General features: G+C 55.7%; 24 protein-coding genes. 9 read left to right on the forward strand and 15 right to left on the reverse strand.

The features are described 5' to 3' along the window. Positions 1-106: 106 nt before the first annotated feature. Positions 107-589 (forward strand): GAF domain-containing protein, encoded by a 483-nt coding sequence (locus tag H7B67_RS00920; protein ID WP_185117923.1) that lies wholly within the window; start codon positions 107-109, stop codon positions 587-589. Here the strand turns inward: H7B67_RS00920 and H7B67_RS00925 are convergent. Genes H7B67_RS00925 through H7B67_RS00935 form a run of 3 tightly spaced genes read right to left on the reverse strand, consistent with a single transcriptional unit; the run spans position 580 to position 2,242 of the window. Further along, entirely contained in the window at positions 580-1,473 is an 894-nt protein-coding gene (locus H7B67_RS00925; RefSeq protein ID WP_185117924.1) for an alpha/beta fold hydrolase, read from the reverse strand. The genes H7B67_RS00920 and H7B67_RS00925 overlap by 10 nt on opposite strands. 50 nt (positions 1,474-1,523) lie before the next feature. Next, positions 1,524-2,003, reverse strand: a complete 480-nt coding sequence (locus tag H7B67_RS00930; protein WP_245363768.1) for a GtrA family protein — start codon at positions 2,001-2,003, stop codon at positions 1,524-1,526. Next, positions 1,958-2,242, reverse strand: a complete 285-nt coding sequence (locus H7B67_RS00935; RefSeq protein WP_185117925.1) for a YuiB family protein — start codon at positions 2,240-2,242, stop codon at positions 1,958-1,960. The genes H7B67_RS00930 and H7B67_RS00935 overlap by 46 nt, the downstream gene beginning before the upstream one ends. 180 nt (positions 2,243-2,422) lie before the next feature. Here H7B67_RS00935 and hemQ point away from each other — a divergent pair, with 180 nt between their 5' ends. Together hemQ and H7B67_RS31395 are read left to right on the forward strand one after the other, a co-directional pair. After that, positions 2,423-3,169: a hydrogen peroxide-dependent heme synthase gene (hemQ, locus tag H7B67_RS00940; protein WP_185117926.1), complete on the forward strand. Its 747-nt coding sequence runs from the start codon at positions 2,423-2,425 to the stop codon at positions 3,167-3,169. 67 nt (positions 3,170-3,236) lie between these two features. Further along, positions 3,237-3,437 carry a GntR family transcriptional regulator gene (locus H7B67_RS31395; RefSeq protein WP_425353908.1) on the forward strand — a complete coding sequence of 67 codons (201 nt, stop codon included), beginning with the start codon at positions 3,237-3,239 and terminating at the stop codon, positions 3,435-3,437. A 255-nt stretch (positions 3,438-3,692) separates the two neighbouring features. Here H7B67_RS31395 and H7B67_RS00950 read toward each other — a convergent pair whose 3' ends face one another. Both H7B67_RS00950 and H7B67_RS00955 read right to left on the reverse strand, forming a co-directional pair. Beyond that, on the reverse strand, positions 3,693-3,971 hold the full coding sequence (locus H7B67_RS00950; protein ID WP_185117928.1) for a hypothetical protein: 279 nt from the start codon (positions 3,969-3,971) through the stop codon (positions 3,693-3,695). Further along, positions 3,971-5,164, reverse strand: coding sequence for an NAD(P)/FAD-dependent oxidoreductase (locus H7B67_RS00955; protein ID WP_185117929.1), 1,194 nt, complete (start codon positions 5,162-5,164; stop codon positions 3,971-3,973). The genes H7B67_RS00950 and H7B67_RS00955 overlap by 1 nt, the downstream gene beginning before the upstream one ends. Before the next feature lie 324 nt (positions 5,165-5,488). Between H7B67_RS00955 and H7B67_RS00960 the strand changes: the two genes are divergently transcribed. Together H7B67_RS00960 and H7B67_RS00965 are read left to right on the forward strand one after the other, a co-directional pair. Then, positions 5,489-6,493, forward strand: coding sequence for an NAD(P)/FAD-dependent oxidoreductase (locus tag H7B67_RS00960; RefSeq protein ID WP_185117930.1), 1,005 nt, complete (start codon positions 5,489-5,491; stop codon positions 6,491-6,493). Between the two features lie 94 nt (positions 6,494-6,587). Continuing rightward, a complete protein-coding gene (locus tag H7B67_RS00965; protein ID WP_185117931.1) occupies positions 6,588-6,827 on the forward strand; it encodes a hypothetical protein in 240 nt (79 codons plus the stop codon). Here H7B67_RS00965 and sda read toward each other — a convergent pair. From sda to H7B67_RS00990, 5 genes are all read right to left on the reverse strand, one after another. Then, entirely contained in the window at positions 6,824-6,967 is a 144-nt protein-coding gene (gene sda, locus H7B67_RS00970) for a sporulation histidine kinase inhibitor Sda (protein WP_185117932.1), read from the reverse strand. The two genes, H7B67_RS00965 and sda, sit on opposite strands and share 4 nt — an antisense overlap. Before the next feature lie 269 nt (positions 6,968-7,236). Then, entirely contained in the window at positions 7,237-7,917 is a 681-nt protein-coding gene (locus tag H7B67_RS00975) for a YheC/YheD family protein (protein ID WP_185117933.1), read from the reverse strand. 141 nt (positions 7,918-8,058) lie between these two features. Further along, on the reverse strand, positions 8,059-8,457 hold the full coding sequence (locus tag H7B67_RS00980) for a hypothetical protein (protein ID WP_185117934.1): 399 nt from the start codon (positions 8,455-8,457) through the stop codon (positions 8,059-8,061). 379 nt (positions 8,458-8,836) lie between these two features. Next, a complete protein-coding gene (erpA, locus tag H7B67_RS00985; RefSeq protein WP_185117935.1) occupies positions 8,837-9,193 on the reverse strand; it encodes an iron-sulfur cluster insertion protein ErpA in 357 nt (118 codons plus the stop codon). A gap of 164 nt (positions 9,194-9,357) precedes the next feature. After that, positions 9,358-9,819 carry a hypothetical protein gene (locus H7B67_RS00990; protein WP_185117936.1) on the reverse strand — a complete coding sequence of 154 codons (462 nt, stop codon included), beginning with the start codon at positions 9,817-9,819 and terminating at the stop codon, positions 9,358-9,360. Between the two features lie 281 nt (positions 9,820-10,100). Here H7B67_RS00990 and mqnE point away from each other — a divergent pair, with 281 nt between their 5' ends. After that, positions 10,101-11,204 (forward strand): aminofutalosine synthase MqnE, encoded by a 1,104-nt coding sequence (gene mqnE, locus H7B67_RS00995; protein WP_185117937.1) that lies wholly within the window; start codon positions 10,101-10,103, stop codon positions 11,202-11,204. 113 nt (positions 11,205-11,317) lie between these two features. Beyond that, positions 11,318-12,373: an FAD-dependent oxidoreductase gene (locus H7B67_RS01000; RefSeq protein WP_185117938.1), complete on the forward strand. Its 1,056-nt coding sequence runs from the start codon at positions 11,318-11,320 to the stop codon at positions 12,371-12,373. A 28-nt stretch (positions 12,374-12,401) separates the two neighbouring features. On the opposite strand, the gene H7B67_RS01005 is transcribed toward H7B67_RS01000, so the two are convergent. Then, entirely contained in the window at positions 12,402-12,668 is a 267-nt protein-coding gene (locus tag H7B67_RS01005) for a YuzB family protein (RefSeq protein ID WP_185117939.1), read from the reverse strand. 86 nt (positions 12,669-12,754) lie between these two features. On the opposite strand from H7B67_RS01005, the gene H7B67_RS01010 reads away from it, so the two are divergent. Next, positions 12,755-13,000: a NifU family protein gene (locus H7B67_RS01010; protein WP_185117940.1), complete on the forward strand. Its 246-nt coding sequence runs from the start codon at positions 12,755-12,757 to the stop codon at positions 12,998-13,000. A 93-nt stretch (positions 13,001-13,093) separates the two neighbouring features. Here the strand turns inward: H7B67_RS01010 and H7B67_RS01015 are convergent, their stop codons facing one another. The 3 genes from H7B67_RS01015 to H7B67_RS01025 all read right to left on the reverse strand — a co-directional run bounded on the left by H7B67_RS01015 (position 13,094) and on the right by H7B67_RS01025 (position 15,776). Further along, a complete protein-coding gene (locus H7B67_RS01015) occupies positions 13,094-13,903 on the reverse strand; it encodes an SDR family oxidoreductase (RefSeq protein ID WP_185118172.1) in 810 nt (269 codons plus the stop codon). Between the two features lie 41 nt (positions 13,904-13,944). Then, on the reverse strand, positions 13,945-14,655 hold the full coding sequence (locus H7B67_RS01020; RefSeq protein WP_185117941.1) for a Cthe_2314 family HEPN domain-containing protein: 711 nt from the start codon (positions 14,653-14,655) through the stop codon (positions 13,945-13,947). 164 nt (positions 14,656-14,819) lie between these two features. Continuing rightward, positions 14,820-15,776 carry a COX15/CtaA family protein gene (locus H7B67_RS01025; protein WP_185117942.1) on the reverse strand — a complete coding sequence of 319 codons (957 nt, stop codon included), beginning with the start codon at positions 15,774-15,776 and terminating at the stop codon, positions 14,820-14,822. Positions 15,777-16,023: 247 nt separating this feature from the next. Here H7B67_RS01025 and H7B67_RS01030 point away from each other — a divergent pair, with 247 nt between their 5' ends. Further along, positions 16,024-16,413, forward strand: a complete 390-nt coding sequence (locus H7B67_RS01030) for a winged helix-turn-helix transcriptional regulator (protein ID WP_185117943.1) — start codon at positions 16,024-16,026, stop codon at positions 16,411-16,413. On the opposite strand, the gene H7B67_RS01035 is transcribed toward H7B67_RS01030, so the two are convergent. Then, on the reverse strand, positions 16,410-17,723 hold the full coding sequence (locus H7B67_RS01035; protein WP_185117944.1) for a hypothetical protein: 1,314 nt from the start codon (positions 17,721-17,723) through the stop codon (positions 16,410-16,412). The two genes, H7B67_RS01030 and H7B67_RS01035, sit on opposite strands and share 4 nt — an antisense overlap. Positions 17,724-17,840: the final 117 nt, after the last annotated feature.

The raw sequence follows: 17,840 nt of genomic DNA on the forward strand, positions 1-17,840 counted from the left end.
GGAGTCTCTAACAGGAGAAGAGCGAGTTCGGAACGTGGCATTCCGGCCGGGATTGTACTATTCTAGATAGACCGAAGATAATCCATCTAGAAAGAATGTGAGAACCATGTCCTTTGAACGTCAAGCCCTAACCGGCTCCAGGGAGGAGAACGAGCGTATTCTTCTCTCCCAGCTCAAAAGCCTGATCGAGGATGAACCGAGCCGAATCGCGAATTTGGCGAACGCCTCCGCTCTGCTGAACGTATATCTGACCGATATCAATTGGGTCGGCTTCTATCTCTTGCAGGAAGGCGAGCTCGTGCTCGGCCCGTTCCAGGGATTGCCCGCCTGCGTTCGCATCGCGCTGGGGCGCGGGGTGTGCGGTACGGCCGCTCAGAAGCGAGAAACGATCCGGGTGGAGGACGTCCATCAATTCCCCGGCCATATCGCCTGCGATGCCGCCTCCAATTCGGAGATCGTCGTTCCGCTGTACGCCAAGGATGAGTTGATCGGCGTCCTCGATATCGACAGCCCTCTCAAAGGGAGATTCACCGAAGAAGACCAGCGCTTGCTGGAGAAGTTCGTCCGGGTGCTCGCCGATTACCTGTAATCCTTGAAGGTCGAATCTTGGTCGTCCCGGGCAAGGTCGTCCGGATCGTAGCCCAACCCGTACGACTCGTACCGGAATCCGTCCGTTTTTATTCTCGCGGCCGCTCGAGGCCCTTCCTCGAGCGCCGCGATCCACCCTCGGATAAACTGCGAGGAAGCGTCGGCCGAATGAATCGGAAGCCGGTCGTCCGCGCGGGGAATCCAGGCGATCGAAGCGCGGCGCAGAGCTTGCCGAAGCTGCCTCGCATATGGAGCGTACTTGTGATCGTTCTCCCCGAAGAGCAGAAGAGCGGGCTTCTCGATACGGGACAGCCGGTCCGTTGCCCGATAATCGAGGCAAGCCGCCAAGTATTCCTTCCACTTCTCCGGATCTCCGGCCATCGTCTCGGTTCGCAGGCGGTAGAAAGCTTCGGCGTTGTCCGCATGCTTCCAGCTCCCCGTTAGCGCGATAAGCTCCTTCGCCATGAACGCGGCGGCGATTTTCTTGGCCATCGCTTCCAAGCGGGACCGACGGTCGCTCACTTCCGCCATTCCCGACAACAAAGCCGCTCCGCGGATTCGATCCGGATAGGCGAGCATCGCCTCCAGCGCGACCATCGAAGCCAGGGAATACGACACCAGGTAGGCTTGATGAAGATCCAACTCGTCCATCAAGAGGCGAATATCTTCCGCTAGCACGGGGATCGTAAGCTTCTCGCCGGACGAAGCGCTCCGTCCATGCCCCCGGAAGTCGAAGGTCAACACCCGATGATCCCGGGCCAGGTCATTGCGCATATAGGTGAACACTCGGCTCCCCATGCAGGGCGGATGCAAGAATACAACCGTCCGGCCTCGGCCTTGAAGGTGATAATGCGTCTCGACTCCGTTCATATGCAATAAGGGCACGGTCCCACCTCCGGTTTTGTCCCCGTTAGCGTTCCATGCCCTCTTCCTCTTCATACCTCTTGATTCCGTGCCGACTCTCTAAAAACCCAAAGCTTGCTCCCTACGTAGTTGACCGCGAGCGAACCGATGACCGACACGATCTTGCCGGCTAGCGGGCTCCATCCGAGACCCTTCTCCAAACCGAGAAGGATGGCCATGGAGACGCCGAAAGAGACCGCGTTCACGACGGCGAACCGCACGACCTCTCCCGCACTCGCCCGCTTCTCGGACCGGAACGTCCAGTTTCGGTTCATGACGTAGCTGTTCAGGAAGCCGCACAAATAGGAGATCGTCTGGGCCAGAGCCGAGGCGGCGCCGAGCCCGTAAACCAACGCCGTAAAAACAACGAAGTCGACCGCCGTGTTCATGACGCCTACCGTAGCGAACTTCGCAAGCTGTTTTATTTTCCCCTGGGGCTGTACGGCCGCCTTCGACAGATTCCCCATCAGAACATCCGGTATCCGTTCTTGCGAAGGGAACGAATCGCCCATCCGCTCGACAGCGCTCCGCCGATTCCGGCGAGGAACGGCCACAGGAATACCCCGATAAAGGCGAGCCAGCTCAGCTCCGGATCCCAGAAGTGCCACACGCCCAGCGGCAGCACGATAAAGACATAGAGCCAGGTCGGCATCCACGTCGTCTTGATAAGCATATTGAGAATAAAGCCGATCCCGAAAAACAAAACGTAGAACAGCAGGGTACCGACCACTTCTTGGATCAATTCAGTCATGACTGCTTTCCTCCCGGCATCATATCCCTTCCAGTTTACAAGATCGTTTTCTCCATAGTCAATGTTCACCTGATGTTCACTCTATGTTCACTTGATCGGTTTGCCCCTTCTGGGGGATTTCCGCTAAAATATATAGGAGAAACGCGGAGACCAAGCAATGGCGAGGAGAGAAAATAAGCGATGAGTGAAGCCGCACAAACGCTGGACGGATGGTATGTCCTGCATGATTTTCGCACGATGGATTGGGCCGCTTGGCAAGACGCGTCGGAAGCCGACCGCGCCAAGGCGACCCGCGAATTGTTGGCTTTGATTAGCGAATGGGAAGAAACCGAAGCCCGCAAGGAAGGCAGCCTGGCGCTGTACGGCATCGTCGGCCAGAAGGCGGACTTCGTGTTCATGCATCTGAGAGAAACGCTGCGGGAGCTGAACGCGATCGAGAATTCCTTCAACAAATCGGCGTTCGCCCGCTTCACGAAGCCCGTTCACTCTTACGTGAGCGTCGTCGAGCTGAGCAACTACATGGGGCAGCCCGGCGTCGACCCGATGCAGGTTCCGGAGATCGTCGCTCGCCTGAAGCCGATTCTGCCGAAGAGCGAGCATATTTGCTTCTACCCGATGAACAAGCGCCGCCTGCTCGGCGACAACTGGTACATGCTGCCGATGGAAGACCGCAAGGCGATGATGCGCAGCCACGGCATGATCGGCCGCAGCTACGCGGGCAAGGTCAAGCAGATCATCAGCGGCTCGGTCGGCTTCGACAACTGGGAGTGGGGCGTCACGCTGTTCGCGGACGACGCTCTGCAGTTCAAGAAGCTCGTATACGAGATGCGCTTCGATGAAGTCAGCGCCCGCTACGGAGAGTTCGGCGAGTTCTTCGTCGGCAACCGCCTGACGAACGATTCCTTGGGCGAAATGCTTAAGGTATAGAGGCAAGTAGAAGAACCTCTTCCCCGTACGGGGCGGAGGTTCTTTGTCGTTTAGCCCTATTTTTCGCATGCGTCCGACTTGTTCTGCTTGCCGACCGCCGTGCCATTCTCTACAAGACCATAAGCCAATAAATCAGCAGCTGCACGAGCGGCTTAGGGAGCAGATCCGTACGGGGCGGCTGAAGGGCGGCACGCGCCTGCCTTCGGTTCGGGCCCTCTCGACCGCGTTGAATTCCGAACGGTTCCCGCTCTCCTCCATATTGAGATAAACATGTTTTTTCACGTCTATTTCTCGGAAATGGAGTGCTATCTTGAAATAAACATGATTTTTCAAGTTTATTTCTTGAGAACGAGTCCTCCGTCTCGATATATACATGATTTTTCATGCTTATTTATAAAATCAGCCTCAAATCCAAAAAACGAACATGAAATTTCATGCTTATTTATCCATTCTCCCCGCCTCGCAAAACAAACCGCCCGGCCAGCCGAGAAGGGCCAACCGGGCGGTTCCTATGTCGATGAAATCAATCCTCGTCGTCCTGAAGCTTCTTCATCTGAGCTTCCCATTCCGCGCGGCGAAGCTCCTCCAGGTACTCCTGAGTCATCCGGTCGCGCTCGCGGCCCTTCTCCTTGAGCCGTTCGATGCCGGGCTGAATGAGCAGATCCACCTCGGCCTGAACGACGGCGGACAGGTCGTAGCGGCCCTGGGATTCGAGATAGCTCCCGACTTCCATCAGCGCGTTGTAGCGATCCAGCTCGCTGCGGGTAAGCAGGCCTCTGACCTGTACGCTGCAGTGTCTCATTAGAGGAACTTGCCCTTGCGCAGCACGAGGGAGATCCCCCCGATGATGAACAAGTAGCGCAGGTCGATCGCCTTCTTAAGCCAAGCGGCGACGCGTCCCTTGTACTTCTTGCCGAACGCGATGCCGATCGCCTCGCCCTTGCCGAGGGATGCGACCGTGCCCTTGTTCTGGAACACGAACGGCTTCGGCGATTGGTTGCGAATCGAAGCGACCAGGTTGTGGGCGCAGTTGACGCCTTGCTGCATCGCGATTTGCGCCGTTGGAGGGTACGGACGGCCTTGTTCGTTGAACATCAGCGAATTGTCGCCAAGCACGTAAACATTCTCATGTCCGGGCGCGCGCAGGAACTCATCCACCTTGACGCGTCCGCGCATCGTCTCGAAGCCGGCATCCTCGATCAGACGGTTGCCGCGCACGCCGCCCGTCCAGATGACCGTCTGGGACTTGATCTCTTCCCCTTCGCCGACGACGACGCCGTCCGGCGTGCATTCCTTGATCGCCGTTCCGATGCGGAACGTGACGCCCTTCTTCTGGAGCACTTGCATGGCGTATTCCACCAGCTCGGGGTCGAAGCCCGGAAGCGCGGTCGGGGCCGCTTCCACGTTAATGATCTTGACCAAGGAAGGCTCCACGTCGAACTGCTTGCACAGATCCGGGATCCGGTCCGCCAGCTCGCCAATGAACTCGATGCCGGTGAAGCCGGCGCCGCCAATGACGAAGGTTAGATAATCGGTACGGTGCGGCTCGCGCTTGTAGCGGGCGAATTGGTATTCGATGTGCTCGCGAATGAGCCGAACCGAGTTGATGCTTCGGATCGTAAAGGCGTTCTCCGCCAGTCCCGGAATGCCGAACGTCTCCGATTCGCCGCCGAGTCCGATAACCAAATAATCGTAAGACAGCGTTCCGTCTTCAAGAATAACCTTGCGGTCCTGAGGGCGAATCTGAACGACGGTCGATTTCACGAAGTCGATCTTGAATTCGTCGATAAGCTTGGAGATATTCACGCGGGCGTTGTCGGGGTGATCCGTTCCCGCCGCCGGCATGTGAAGATGCGTCGTAATATAATGATAATCGTGTTTGTTCACCAAAGTGACGTCCGCTTCGTTGTAGTTCAACTCTTTCTGCAATCGAAGGGAAGTCAGGATACCGCCGTATCCTGCGCCCAAAATCACGATTTTTGGAATACTGCTCATGGTTAATCCCATCCAATCCGAGGTTGTGTTTATATCTATTTATCAATTGTGAAAAAAGACACAATTCCTCCGCACCCAATCTGAACATATGCCTCTTCATTTTGAATTCTATAGGCTTTGACATCGGTTTTCAAGTTTACATCCTACGAAATTGTTTGGACAACTCCACAAAAATAGGGGGCTTTTTTACTTCTCCTTCCAACAATCCTCGACAAATCGGGCTCGGCTATTCCGCGCTCCCCCAATCCTGTTATAATTGAGAAAGATTCTCCGAAGGATTCCGTCCTGGTGGAAATTGCAAATAACAACGGAGGTTGAGCATACATGAGTAACAACGAAGTGGAATCGGCAGCAATGTCGGATGTCATTATTATCGGAGGCGGCCCTGCCGGAATGTTCGCCGCCTTCTACGGCGGCATGCGCCAAATGTCCGTCACCCTGATCGAGAGCATGCCGCAGCTCGGCGGCCAGCTGGCAGCCCTGTATCCGGAGAAATACATTTATGACGTTGCCGGATTCCCGAAGGTCAAGGCGCAAGACCTGGTCGACAGCCTGAAGAAGCAGATGAGCCACTTCAGCAGCAACGTCAGGCTGGAAGAGAAGGTGCAAACCGTGCGCAAGCTGGCGGATCGTCACTTCGAGGTAACGACCGACAAGGGGACGTACGAAGCGAAGTCGATCATTATCACGGGCGGAGTCGGCGCCTTCGAGCCGAGAAGGCTCGAACTGCCGGAAGCGTCTAAGTACGAAGGCGTCAACCTGCATTATTTCGTTAACGATCTTGAACGCTACCGCGGACAGAAGGTTCTGATCAGCGGAGGCGGCGATTCCGCGCTCGATTGGGCGCTGATGCTGGAGCCGATCGCCGAATCGGTGACGCTCGTCCATCGCCGCGATAAGTTCCGCGCCCATGAGCACAGCGTCGAGCTGCTCGAGAAGTCTTCCGTGAAGGTGATCGTTCCTTCCGAGATCGTCGCCTTGCGCGGAGAAGAACGCATCGAGAGCGTTACCCTGGCCGACGTGAAGACCAAGGAAGAGACCGTTCTCGAGGTCGATTCGGTCATCGTCACCTTCGGCTTCATCAGCTCTCTCGGGCCGATAAGCGAGTGGGGCCTCAACATCGAAGGCGGCTCCATCGTCGTCGATTCGCGCATGGAGACGAACGTCGAGGGCATCTTCGCCGCCGGCGATATCACGACCTATCCGGGCAAGCTGAAGCTGATCGCGGTCGGCTTCGGCGAAGCTCCGACCGCGATCAACAACGCGAAGGTGTACGTCGATCCGAAAGCGAAGCTCTCTCCCGGCCATAGCAGCAACATGAAGCTGTAATCGCCGGACTTCCCCTATATATCCAAACAATAAGGGCATCCTAACTTGGAACAATGCCGGATTTCTCGATCCGGTTCCAAGGAGGATGCCCTTCGTGATATGTCCTGCCTGCAATGCTTTTGTCTCTCTAACCCCGGTCTGTCCGGCCTGCGGCTCGCCGGCCGCCGACGAAGGTAAAGTCGACGATTGGAAAGGTCCGTACTCCCCATACTCTCCCGGGCTTCCGCTTGCGAGCTCGGACAGCTCCCCGGCAGACCCGGAGGCTTGTCTTCACATCGCCGACTGCCCGGAATGCGGGAATACGTTCACCCATTCCGTCGCGCTGTGGCGCTAGACCGCGAGATCGTCGGGAAGCTTGAGCTTTCTTCTTTCGATCTCGGCTTGAAGCAGAATCAGAAAATCTCTTTCCAGCTGAAGACGAAGCGCATGATGATAGGCTTCCAACAACATTTCATCGGACAGCAGCGGAAGCATCGCAATCCCTCTTTCATCCCTGCAATTGGTCGGCTGATGGCATCATAGCATGGGGCATTTGGAGGGACAAGAGCACCATTATCAACAGGATTCCGTGCATATCTTGTGGGCAGAATGTGAGTAAGAACCCTTACCGCGCATTAATCCGAGTGGATAATGTGGACGGAATTATGCACAACGCGTTAATCCGCAAGGATTATAAAAAAAAATGATAGATATGAATTTTGCGAGTAGTTCTCTTTATGAAAATTTTTGTAAATTACGGCCGGCTATTGCGGACGAGTATTGACCTCCAATATCCAAATTCGTCCGTTTCGGTCGATTCCATAATCGTAGCCTAGCTGCCCTACTCCCGGAAACCGAGCTTCCAGCAGCTGCGTTGCCACGCGGGTGAGCTGCCTCATCTCTCTTTTTTTGGAGCTCACCGAGCGGGAAGACAAGGAACGGCTTATGCCCTGCGCAGCCGTAAGCAGTTCTCCGCCGCGGCATAGGTTCGTGACGAACAGGCCTCTGCGAGCCACCCGTCCCACCATGGAACGGAAGGTCCACACCCCATTCTCCTTGACGTACTTCACCCGATAATCGATCGGCCTTCCGGACACCGTTGCCAATGGGATGCCTTTCTGAATCAAGTATCTTCTTCCTCTGCGATTGCGATCGACATGCGCCAGCAGGCCGGAGAACGAGTTGAACGAGCGGGTACTGTCCATATAAGTACTTCGGTAGGTTCCGCCGCTGGCGCTGATTTTCATGACGCCGATACCGCCGCCGCCGCGAACCGGCTTGATGACGACCGTTCCGTGATGGGCAAGCATCGCCCGCAGGTTCGATGCCGAATACAGGCGCGAGGGCGGGATATGCCGGGCCGTAAAGGGGTTGGACAGCAGCGCGTTCGTCTTCAGCCACTTGCTGGCCAGCTGCCGTCCTGATGCAATCGAAGCCACATCCATCCGCATGGTCTCCTTTCACAAGTTATACTTATACATACTCGGACAAAAGGACAGGTTCTTGGATGAATGACGCCGGAGATACGCCCGAATCCGCAAATAAACCGCCAGGGAATTGTCCCTGACGGTTTATTTGCGATTTCTTTATAACCAGGCGATCTCCAGATCGTACCAGGTGTCGTGGACCGGGATGCCGAGGATCGTCACTCGAACATGCAGCGAGATGTCGATGTTGGCGGCATCGGTTCCCGGAATGACGAACGTCGTCTGACCGGTCGAAGCGTTGTAAGAGCCTAAATAGCTGTTGGCGCCGATCTTGATCTCCGGGAAGTAGTTGCCGTCAAGCTTGAGCGTTACGGTGTTCGCCGAGTCGTCGATGACGGCAGGGCCATCGATATAGCCGCTGGAATGCTCGTGGTATTCCCCTTCGTAGTTGAACTGATAATCACGGGTGTACGTGGACGCGAATGCCGGAACGGCCATTGCCAGAGCGAACACCAACAAAAGGACGAAAGAGAACGATCTTTTCATTGCTTGGGACATCATTAAAACACTCCTTTGCCAATTGGTATTAAAAATGAATCCTTCAGCCGGATCTAGAGCGACATAACGACAACGGATCGGTGATTTGAGGCATCCCTCCCAACGAAATATTCACTTAAATGATATTGATTATCATTATCATTTAAGTAATCAGATCGTACACTTTAAATCGGAGATTGTCAACCTTCCTATTCTAACTTTGCTTTTTTTTGGGTTTTAGATTCGACAACTATCTTAAGTCCGGATTATGAACGAAGCATGAATTCCATGTTACAAATATTCGGACGGCCGCTAGAGCGAAAAAAACCTTCTGCTCTCTCCCTGGAGAAGAGATCAGAAGGTTCGTAAAATCGGCTGAATTAGTAAATACGCAGTGCGATCAGCAGTCGCTGTCCGGCTTGCCCTCGTCGGTCGCCGTGCGGAAGCTGGAACCGCAGCCGCAGGTGCGGGTCGCGTTCGGGTTGTTCATCGTGAAGCCGCCGCCCATGGCGGATTCCTTGAAGTCGATCTCGAGGCCGCGCAGATAACGCATGCTCTCCGAGTCGACGACGACCTTCATTCCGCGCACGTCGAGCACTTGATCGTCCTCGTGCTGTTCGTCGTCGAAGCCCATTCCGTATGAAAAACCGCTGCAGCCGCCTTCCTGTACGCCGATGCGCAAGAACAGGTTCGGCAGCTCCTCTGCCGCGAGCATCTCTTGAATCTTCTCGCCTGCCGTTTCGGTGATTGAGATCATATCTGGTTCCCTCCCTCGTGCTGACGATCTAATCGATCGCTTTACCTCTAGTATACTCTCCTCGTCAATCCCGCTCAAGGGTCGTATGCGGCTCTCATCCGGCGGGAAAAGCAAATATCCCGGGATAGCTTGTCCTAATGACCCCATAGAAAAACCCAGCGCCGTTAAGCGCCGGGTTCCTCTTCTTTCCATTCCGCATTAGCTTGATGCGGCAGAGCTTTAAGCTCGATCCGGCAGCGGAAGCGGCCGTTCTCGCTGTGCAGAAATTCGGACAGCCTGCGGAACACCTGAGCCAGCTCCGGTCCGCTCGAATCGGTGTCGATACCGTAACGGAACTGATCGGCCGGCAGGCCGCCTCTGGCTTGGAAACGGTCGTCCTCGCGGCTCTCCGTCTCCTTGATTCGGCGCCATTCCTTCGTCGGCTCGAACTTGTCCGCTTTGCGAACGAGCTGCTCGTAAATATGCTGCTTCTTCAACCACATGTAATACTGAATGGGGTTCGTCAACCCCCAAGCGTTGCTAAGATCTTTTATGGTGTAAGCAGCTCTGTACTTCTGCAAAGTTGCGACTTTGTCGGATTGCTCCATTTGTTCCAGCTCCGCCAATGGGAGAACTTCGGGTTTCAAGGGGACACCTTCCTTTTTAATCTGAATTAATGTTACCATAAAGATAACCATAATTTGTTTAATATTCAAGTTGATTCCCCGTTTTGGCCTAAAATATACCCGTCAAACTTTTTAAGTTGATGACTTTTACTTAGAAGTTTATACTTACTACAGTTGTTTACCGGATGCTCTGAGGACGCCGTGCCTCTGAACTCCCTTTTCTAAGGCATCGCAATTAAGTAATTATTTTCACAAACATCTTCAAATCTCGACCACAATCGAACCATTAGGAGGTACCCACAATGACTCTTCTCTCGACGACTTCCGACAAGAAGATGGCGGAGATTGCCGATAAAGTCAGAGCCGGAGAACGGCTGAGCTTCGAGGACGGAGTGTTCTTGTACAAGACCGAGGATCTGCTGACGATGGGACAGCTGGCCAACGAAGTAAACCTGCGCAAGAACGGCAAGAAAGTCTACTTCACGGAGACGATGAGCCTTTACTTCACCAACGTGTGCGAATCGCACTGCGCCTTCTGCAGCTTCCGCAAGGATCAAGGGGAAGAAGGCTCCTATACGCTGACTCCGGAGGAGATGTTCGAATATGTCGATCAGCACATCACTCCGACCGCGCGCGAGTTTCATATCGTCGGCGGGCATAATCCTCACGTATCCTTCGATTATTATGTCGAATCCATCCGGGCGCTGAAGGAGCGTTACCCGAACGTTACCATCAAGGCCTACACGGCCGCGGAGATCGACTTCTATTCCCGCATCTCGGGTCTCAGCTACCGCGAGGTGCTGGAGAAGCTGATGGCGGTCGGACTCGAGTCCCTGACCGGCGGCGGAGCGGAGATTCTGTCGGATCAGTACCGGGATAAAATGCGGGTGGAAAAAGCGGGCATCACACAATATCTGGAGGTCCATCGCACGGCGCATCAGCTGGGAATGAGGACTCCGACGACCATGCTCTACGGTCCGGTGGAGAGCATCGAAGAGCGCGTGCAGCATCTGATCCAACTGCGGGAGCTGCAGGACGAGACGAACGGCTTCCAGGTATTCATCCCTCTCTCCATGCAGCCGACGAGCCCGAAGGCCGGCATTCGCCGCCGCAATTCCGCGTTCGACGATCTTCGCGCGATCGCCATCGGCCGCCTCATGCTGGACAACTTCCAGCACGTGAAGGCTTACTTCATCAACATCGGCACGCAGCTGACGCAAGTCGCGCTCACGATGGGCGCTTCCGATGCCCACGGAACGATCGTGCGCGAGAGAATCAGCCACGCCGCGGGCGCCCTGACGCCGGCCGGCATTACCCGGGAAGATTTGGTGTGGCTGATTAAAGGGGCCGGACGTATTCCGGTCGAACGCGATACGTTGTATAATGAAGTGAAGGTTTATGGCTAAAGAGTGAAACCAGACATGAGCGGCTTCGGGGCCGCTCTTTGTGTTGCGTGGAAGGACACGAAATGGCCAATAATACGACTTACGAAGGTCGGTTTATAAGGAGAAGTGACAAAGTGAAGAACATCATCGTTCTAGGCGGAGGATACGGCGGCTTGACGGCCGTTCAAGATCTTCTGTCTAACATCCCTGCAGACGTCAAAGTCACCTTGGTGGATCGAATGCCCTTCGGCGCGCTCAAGACGGAGTATTACGCCTTGGCCGCCGGGACCGTATCGGAATTGGACATTCGCGTATCCTACCCCTCCCATCCTCAGCTTCAGATCGTTTACGGCGAAGTCGTCGGAATCTCCTTCGAGAACAAATCCGTGCTTCTATTGAACAACGACCCGCTCTTCTACGATTCCCTTATTATCGCTCTCGGTTGCACGGATAACTATCATGGCATTCCCGGCGCCCCCGAATTTACGGCCAGCGTTCAGTCGCTCTCTTCGACGCGCAGAACGTATCAGCAACTGAACGACGTTCGCCCCTACGGGCAAGTCACCATTATCGGCGGCGGTCTCAGCGGCGTCGAAGTGGCGTCCGAGCTGCGCGAGAGCCGTCCCGACCTGAACATTCGGATCCTGGACCGCAGCAGCCTCATGTCCGCGTTCCCGACGAAGCTGCAGAAGTTCGTCGCCGCCTGGTTCATGGAGCACCACGTCGAGCTGCGCTCCGGCATTCATACGGAACGAATCGAGCAAGGGGTCATTTACAACGGCAGCGAAGAGATTCTAACCGACGTGGCCGTCTGGACCGCCGGCATCCAGCCGGTGAAGCTCGTTCAGGATCTCGTTCTCCCGAAGGACAATCAGGGCCGTCTTATCGTAAACGAGTTCCATGAGCTTCCGGACGCTCCGGACGTCTTCGTCATCGGGGACTGCTCCAGCCAGCCGTTCTCCCCGAGCGGCCAGCTTGCGCAAGCTCAGGCGAGCCAAGTCGTACAGGTGCTGCAAGCCCGCTGGAGCAACAAAACCATTAAGCTGCCCCGCATCCATCTTAAGGGAACCGTCGGCTCGCTCGGCAAGAAGTCCGGATTCGCCGTCATGGGCAAGACGTCGCTCATGGGCCGGATTCCGCGCATGCTGAAGAGCGGCGTGCTGTGGAAGAGCCGCCGCCATTTCGGATAATTCATTTATGCGATAACCAAGATAACCATTACAAGTCGTCAAGGAGCTTGTCTAATGCGGATCGTTCCGCATCCTGCTCCTTCAGGGCGGCCATTATCAAATCGTACAGCTTGTCTGCATCCTCCGCGACGACGCTCTCCCCGTTGACGAGGGCGTACGGCGAGAGGTAGCATTCGCCGCAGTTGCCTAGGCAGCCGTATTCGATGACTTCGATGTCATCCTCTTGCTCCAGCCGCTCCAGAACCTTATCCGTACCGTGATGCATGTTGCTTACGCAGAATTCCACGATGTTCATGGGGAATCGTCCTTTCTTTTGCCGAACGTCCGTTTTAATTCGAACGAATGTGTACTATAATAGGGTTATGAAAGGAGGGGATGGCGATGAGTGAAACCGCACAAGACACGATGTATGATGAAGTGCTCGAAGTGCTCGACAAACTTCGTCCGTTCCTGCAGCGGGACGGCGGCGACGTTGAACTGGTCGACGTTGAAGACGGGATCGTTAAGCTGCGCTTGATGGGCGCTTGCGGAAGCTGCCCTAGCTCGACGATTACGCTCAAGGCCGGCATCGAACGCGCGCTGCTGGAAGAAGTAGAAGGTATCGAAGAAGTCGTGCAAGTATTCTAATGCTTCACGATGGCTATACAATCGCGGCGCTTGCGCAAGCAGGCGATGCGGAGAGCCTTGCCGGCGGGACACCGTTCGGCAAGGCTTTTTTTCTTACGGCCGCGAACCGCTCTTCTCCGCGCGCTGCCCGCCGGCCTGTCTGACGAGACTGACGATCGGATCGAACCCTCCCGAGATCTCGATCGCGTTGCCGGTCACGAAATCCGATTCCGGCAAGCAGAGGAAGCCGATCATGCGGGCCACGTCCTCCCCGGTTCCCGGTCTTCCTCGCAGGGATTCATCGTCCAGTATGCCCTGCACGTCCGCGATGCCCTTCTCCTTATATTCCCCGCGAATGTCTCCCGGGCAAATCATGTTAACCGTGATGCCGCTTCCCGCTTCCTCTTCCGCCAACGTCTTCGTGAACGAGACCAGACCCACCTTGGCGGCGGCATAGACCGCCCGATGCGGCCACGATCTCGTCTCCGCCGCGCGGCCGAATCCGAAGTGGATGATGCGGCCCCACTGCCTGGCCCTCATTCCCGGCAGCACGCGATGATCGAGCAGCATCGTGCCCACCAGGTTGCCGTTCATCAGGTAATGAATGTCGTTCACGCTATAGTCCGCGAACAACTTGCGTTCCCGAATGAACGGCCCCGCATTGTTTACGAGGATATCGACCCCGCCAAGCCGTGCTTCGGTCTCCTCGACAAGGCGCTCCGACTGCTCCGCGATCGCGATATCCCCTTGAATCGCAGCGGCGCGGCGCCCCATGCCTTGAATTTCCCGGACGAGCTCTTCCGCTTCCGAGCGGCTTCTCACATAGTTAATGGCGACGTCGCAGCCGAGAGCGGCAAGCTCCAAGGCGGTTCTCCGCCCGAGTCCTTTCGCGCTGCCGGTAACGAGCGCCGTTCTTCCTTCCAGCCTCATGATCGGTTCGCCCCTTCTCCCAAGAGCATGTCCTGTCACGATCTTATGATCGAATGCGCGTACCGGAACGAGAGGGCCAAGGATCCATGCACCATCTCCCAGCCTTCCTCCAGATCTCGCAGGTTTAGCGTAATATTCTCCAAATAAGGCTCCATGTTCTGTTTCTCGGAATGCAGGCTCTGGAACAAATCGTCCTGAAGCTCCGAGTTCATATGGTGAATCTCCAGATTGCGCCGCTTGCGCAGCCGGTTCATGGCTTCGCCGTGCTTCTCTTTAAGCTCGTTCAGCCGAACCGCCAGGTCGGCGTATTTATCCTTCTGCCTCATGGTACGAAGTACCGTGAAATAAGAAAAGTGGGCCTTCACCCGCTCGGTGCGCAAGCCAAGCAGATCGTTAAGCAGCGTACCGAGCTTATCGAGCAGGGAAAACACCCGAATAAAGGCATTCTTATCGAAGTATACGTGCCGATAATAATCCTGCCGCTCCTCGGGGGACATCTCCTCCAGCGTGCTTCTCTTCACGAGATGGCCGAATCGCTTGGCCGCATGCAGGCTTTGCTCCAGTTCGTCCAGAGAGCGAAGCAATCCCTCCGCCCAGACCGCGTAAGTCCGGAACTTCACGACCCGTTCCCTGTCCGTCTGCTCATGCCCGCGAAGCTGCCTAATGAATTTCTCGATGGCTTGAACCGCTTGCAGCGGCGCCCCTTCCCATTGCCGGGGAGGCTCGCCGAATAACGATCGAAGCATGCTACTCCTCCCGCCTAAAGATCCATTCTTTTATTGTAACTCACCGGGGACCGGGGCTCAACTCATCTTGCAAGCGCTTTTCCGCATGTTGCGACGATAGGCACCTGTCGAACGGCAAAGAGGCCACCCCTTCGGGGCAGCCTCTACCTTCGGTTCCAAGACATTTAGTTGGGATTAGACTGCCGCGCCAACTGGTAGGCTCGAATCATCAGCAAGCACAAGGAACTGAACAACGCCGTTATGATGATCGTATGCAGCAGGCTCGTGAATACGTAGACGTCCTCGTTGTCCAGAGTGGCCGTCAGCAGCCAGCCGCTCAGCACTTGCGACAGCACGAGCAGGAAGGAGACCAGCGAGATTCGACTCAATTCATGCGTTTGTCCCAACAGCTTGCGTACGAAGAAAAACAGCCAGAGAATGAAGAAGAACAGCAGCACGCCCGCGACCCGGTGGATAAACACAATGCCCGTCGCCCCGTTGATCTCGGGAACGAACTCTCCGTTGCAGAGCGGCCAGCCGATACAGCCCCCCGCCGAATCCGTATGGCGAACGTAAGCGCCGAGGTAAACGACTCCGTAGCAATAGACGATGACGGCCACGGCAGCGCGGAAGATCGAGACCGGCACTTGCGCCAGCGCGGACGATGGCTTCTTCGCGGTCTGTCCGGTTGCGAGCTCCTTCTCCCTTCGGCGCGCCCATGAGGTCAGAAGCCAGGTGAAGGTGAACGCGATCATCGAGATCCCGAAGTGAATGGCGAGCACCGCGTCCGACGTCGGCCAGATAACGGCCATCATGCCGAGAATCGCTTGGGCGATCGTGAACAGAAGAGCTCCGCCGGAGTAGATCAACGCCTCGTTGTCGGCAGGCTTGGGATTTAACTTGAACGTAGCAATGAAGGTAATGAGAACCAGAATGCCTTCCAGTCCGCTGACCGCGCGGTGCGTATATTCAACCATGGATTCTAGCGTATAAGCGGGAATGAACTTCCCGTGGCACAGAGGCCAGTCGGTTCCGCATCCGCGGCCCGAATCCGTATTGGTTACGATGACACCGGCAATAAGAACAAGAAACATGCCGATGCAGCTCCATAAGGCCAGCAATCGATATCTTTTATAAGTCATGCCTATCCCCGATTCCTATGTGAAAGTAAGCTCAAGACGGCCAATTTCATTATAACCAACCCCTCCTAACAAAACCATGTTCAAAGTGTGACGGTTTGGATGGCGGTTTGGCAAACGGAATTCGACCGGCTCTGCACTCGTTTCGAAACGGATAGGCAAGGCGCTTGTGCCGTCATTCTCTCCTTGATACAATTAAGCATAAACAAACGGGAATACTTTGATTTTAATACGGATTGGAGGCTTGAACATGTTCCAATTTCGACAATCGACCTATCGCTGTACCTCCGAAATCGCGATCGAGCTCATTAGCGGCAAGTGGAAGGCTCTTATCCTGAACTACTTGGACAACCATATTTTCCGATTCAATGAACTTCAACGGCTGATGCCCGGAACGACCCAGAAGATGTTGACGGCGCAGCTGAGGGATTTGGAGAAAGACGGACTCATTACGCGCAAGGTTTATCCGGTATCGCCTCCGAAAGTCGAATATCAGCTCTCGGACCTCGGTCGCTCGTTGGTGCCGATTCTAAATACGCTAAGCGATTACGGCGCCAAATATATCGAAGCGATGGAAGGCGAACGCAGCTTGGAAAGGGCGAATGGATCCGGCACTCCTCCTGCCGCTTCGGACTCTTAATCAATCAAGAATGTCGAGCCGAAGCCTTTGCCGATCCCTTCTATCGACTTCCTTCCCTCCCCTTCGCGCAGCAGAATCACGTTCTCCGGATAGAGCTTGCCGAGAAGCGCCCAACAAATCGAGGAGTCTCCTCCTGTCGGGATTAGGTGCGTCCCTTCCTCCGCCGTAACGAGCCCCGGAAGCCCGAGTATCGTTATGGCATCATGCACGTGCCAATCCGCCCGTGCTCCCCTGCCGTCCGCTTGTTCCGGTTTCGCCTCGATCGCTTCATACGAATATCGATATCCTCTCGAAATCTGTCCCAGATCGATGTCAAACTCCTGCGAGCCAAGTCGAATCCGGAAGTGGACGTATATTCGTCCAGCCTCTTCGGAAGCCACGAACCCATCCGTTGCCGCCGGCGTTCTCGGCTCCGACTTCCCGTTGCCGGAGCCAGGCGCGCCCGGCCCGATCGCGCTTCTCGGCGCGGAATAGTAATCCGTCTCCGAATAGGCGATAACGGCCGGCTCATCGCTAGAGGAGAAACCGCTAAGGATCGTTCCCGGAGCATGCCATCGCAGCAAGTATCTAGACGGCAACGAAGACTCTCCGATCCCCGAAGGCAGAACGATTCCAAGGCGGTATCGGAAGCCGTATCCCTCTCCCGGCAGCTGCGGACTGAGCACGGCTTGGGCGTACCTAACGATTGACCGGTGAGGGATCTGCTTGATCATTAGTTCGGAGAGGAACTGCTCTCTCGCCGGCTCGACATGACGAAGCCCTAAACGAGCTCGATGCTCCGGAATCTCAATGCGCACTTCCTCCCAATTGTCGAACGGAAGCAGGATATCCCGAAGCAGGATCAATTGATGAACGTATTCATTGAACAACTGCATGACGACAGGTCCGCCGCTCGGCCCGGTAAGCAATGCGGCCGCTTGGGGAGTCCATAGATGCGAATCGCAACGGCTGCGAAACATTAAGCCGCTTAGCTTGTAAGCTCCATAACGCTTTAACGCGGTCTTACTCTCGCGATGCTCGCGGGCCAGCCGCGCGATGGCTTCCCCGATCCTGACCGCCTGCGCGGCAAGCTCTCTGCGGGCATGGTCTTGGAACCGCAGCGTTCCAAGAGGAAGGACCGCTTCGCGGCCTTCGACCGCAAGGCTGGCTTGAACATTATCTAGAAGCGAGCAAGCATCCGCGGCATCCCCCAGATGAACCTCAATGGCTGCCAGAAGCGTCCCCACTTCGCGAACGACCTCGCGGGCCGTATAAGCCCCGGGCTGCAAATCCCACTCCCACGTCGATGATTGCTGTTGACTATTCGGCATCTCGCACCTCTTTTCTTTTTACCAAGAATAGCAATGCGCTCCGGGTTTGAACAGTACGCACTTTCCGGTCAGGAGGTTCCCGTTCGGTGCCTGAGTATCCATTCGGTAAGCAGAAAC

Source organism: Cohnella thailandensis, from assembly GCF_014212135.1.
Lineage (GTDB): Bacteria > Bacillota > Bacilli > Paenibacillales > Paenibacillaceae > Cohnella > Cohnella thailandensis.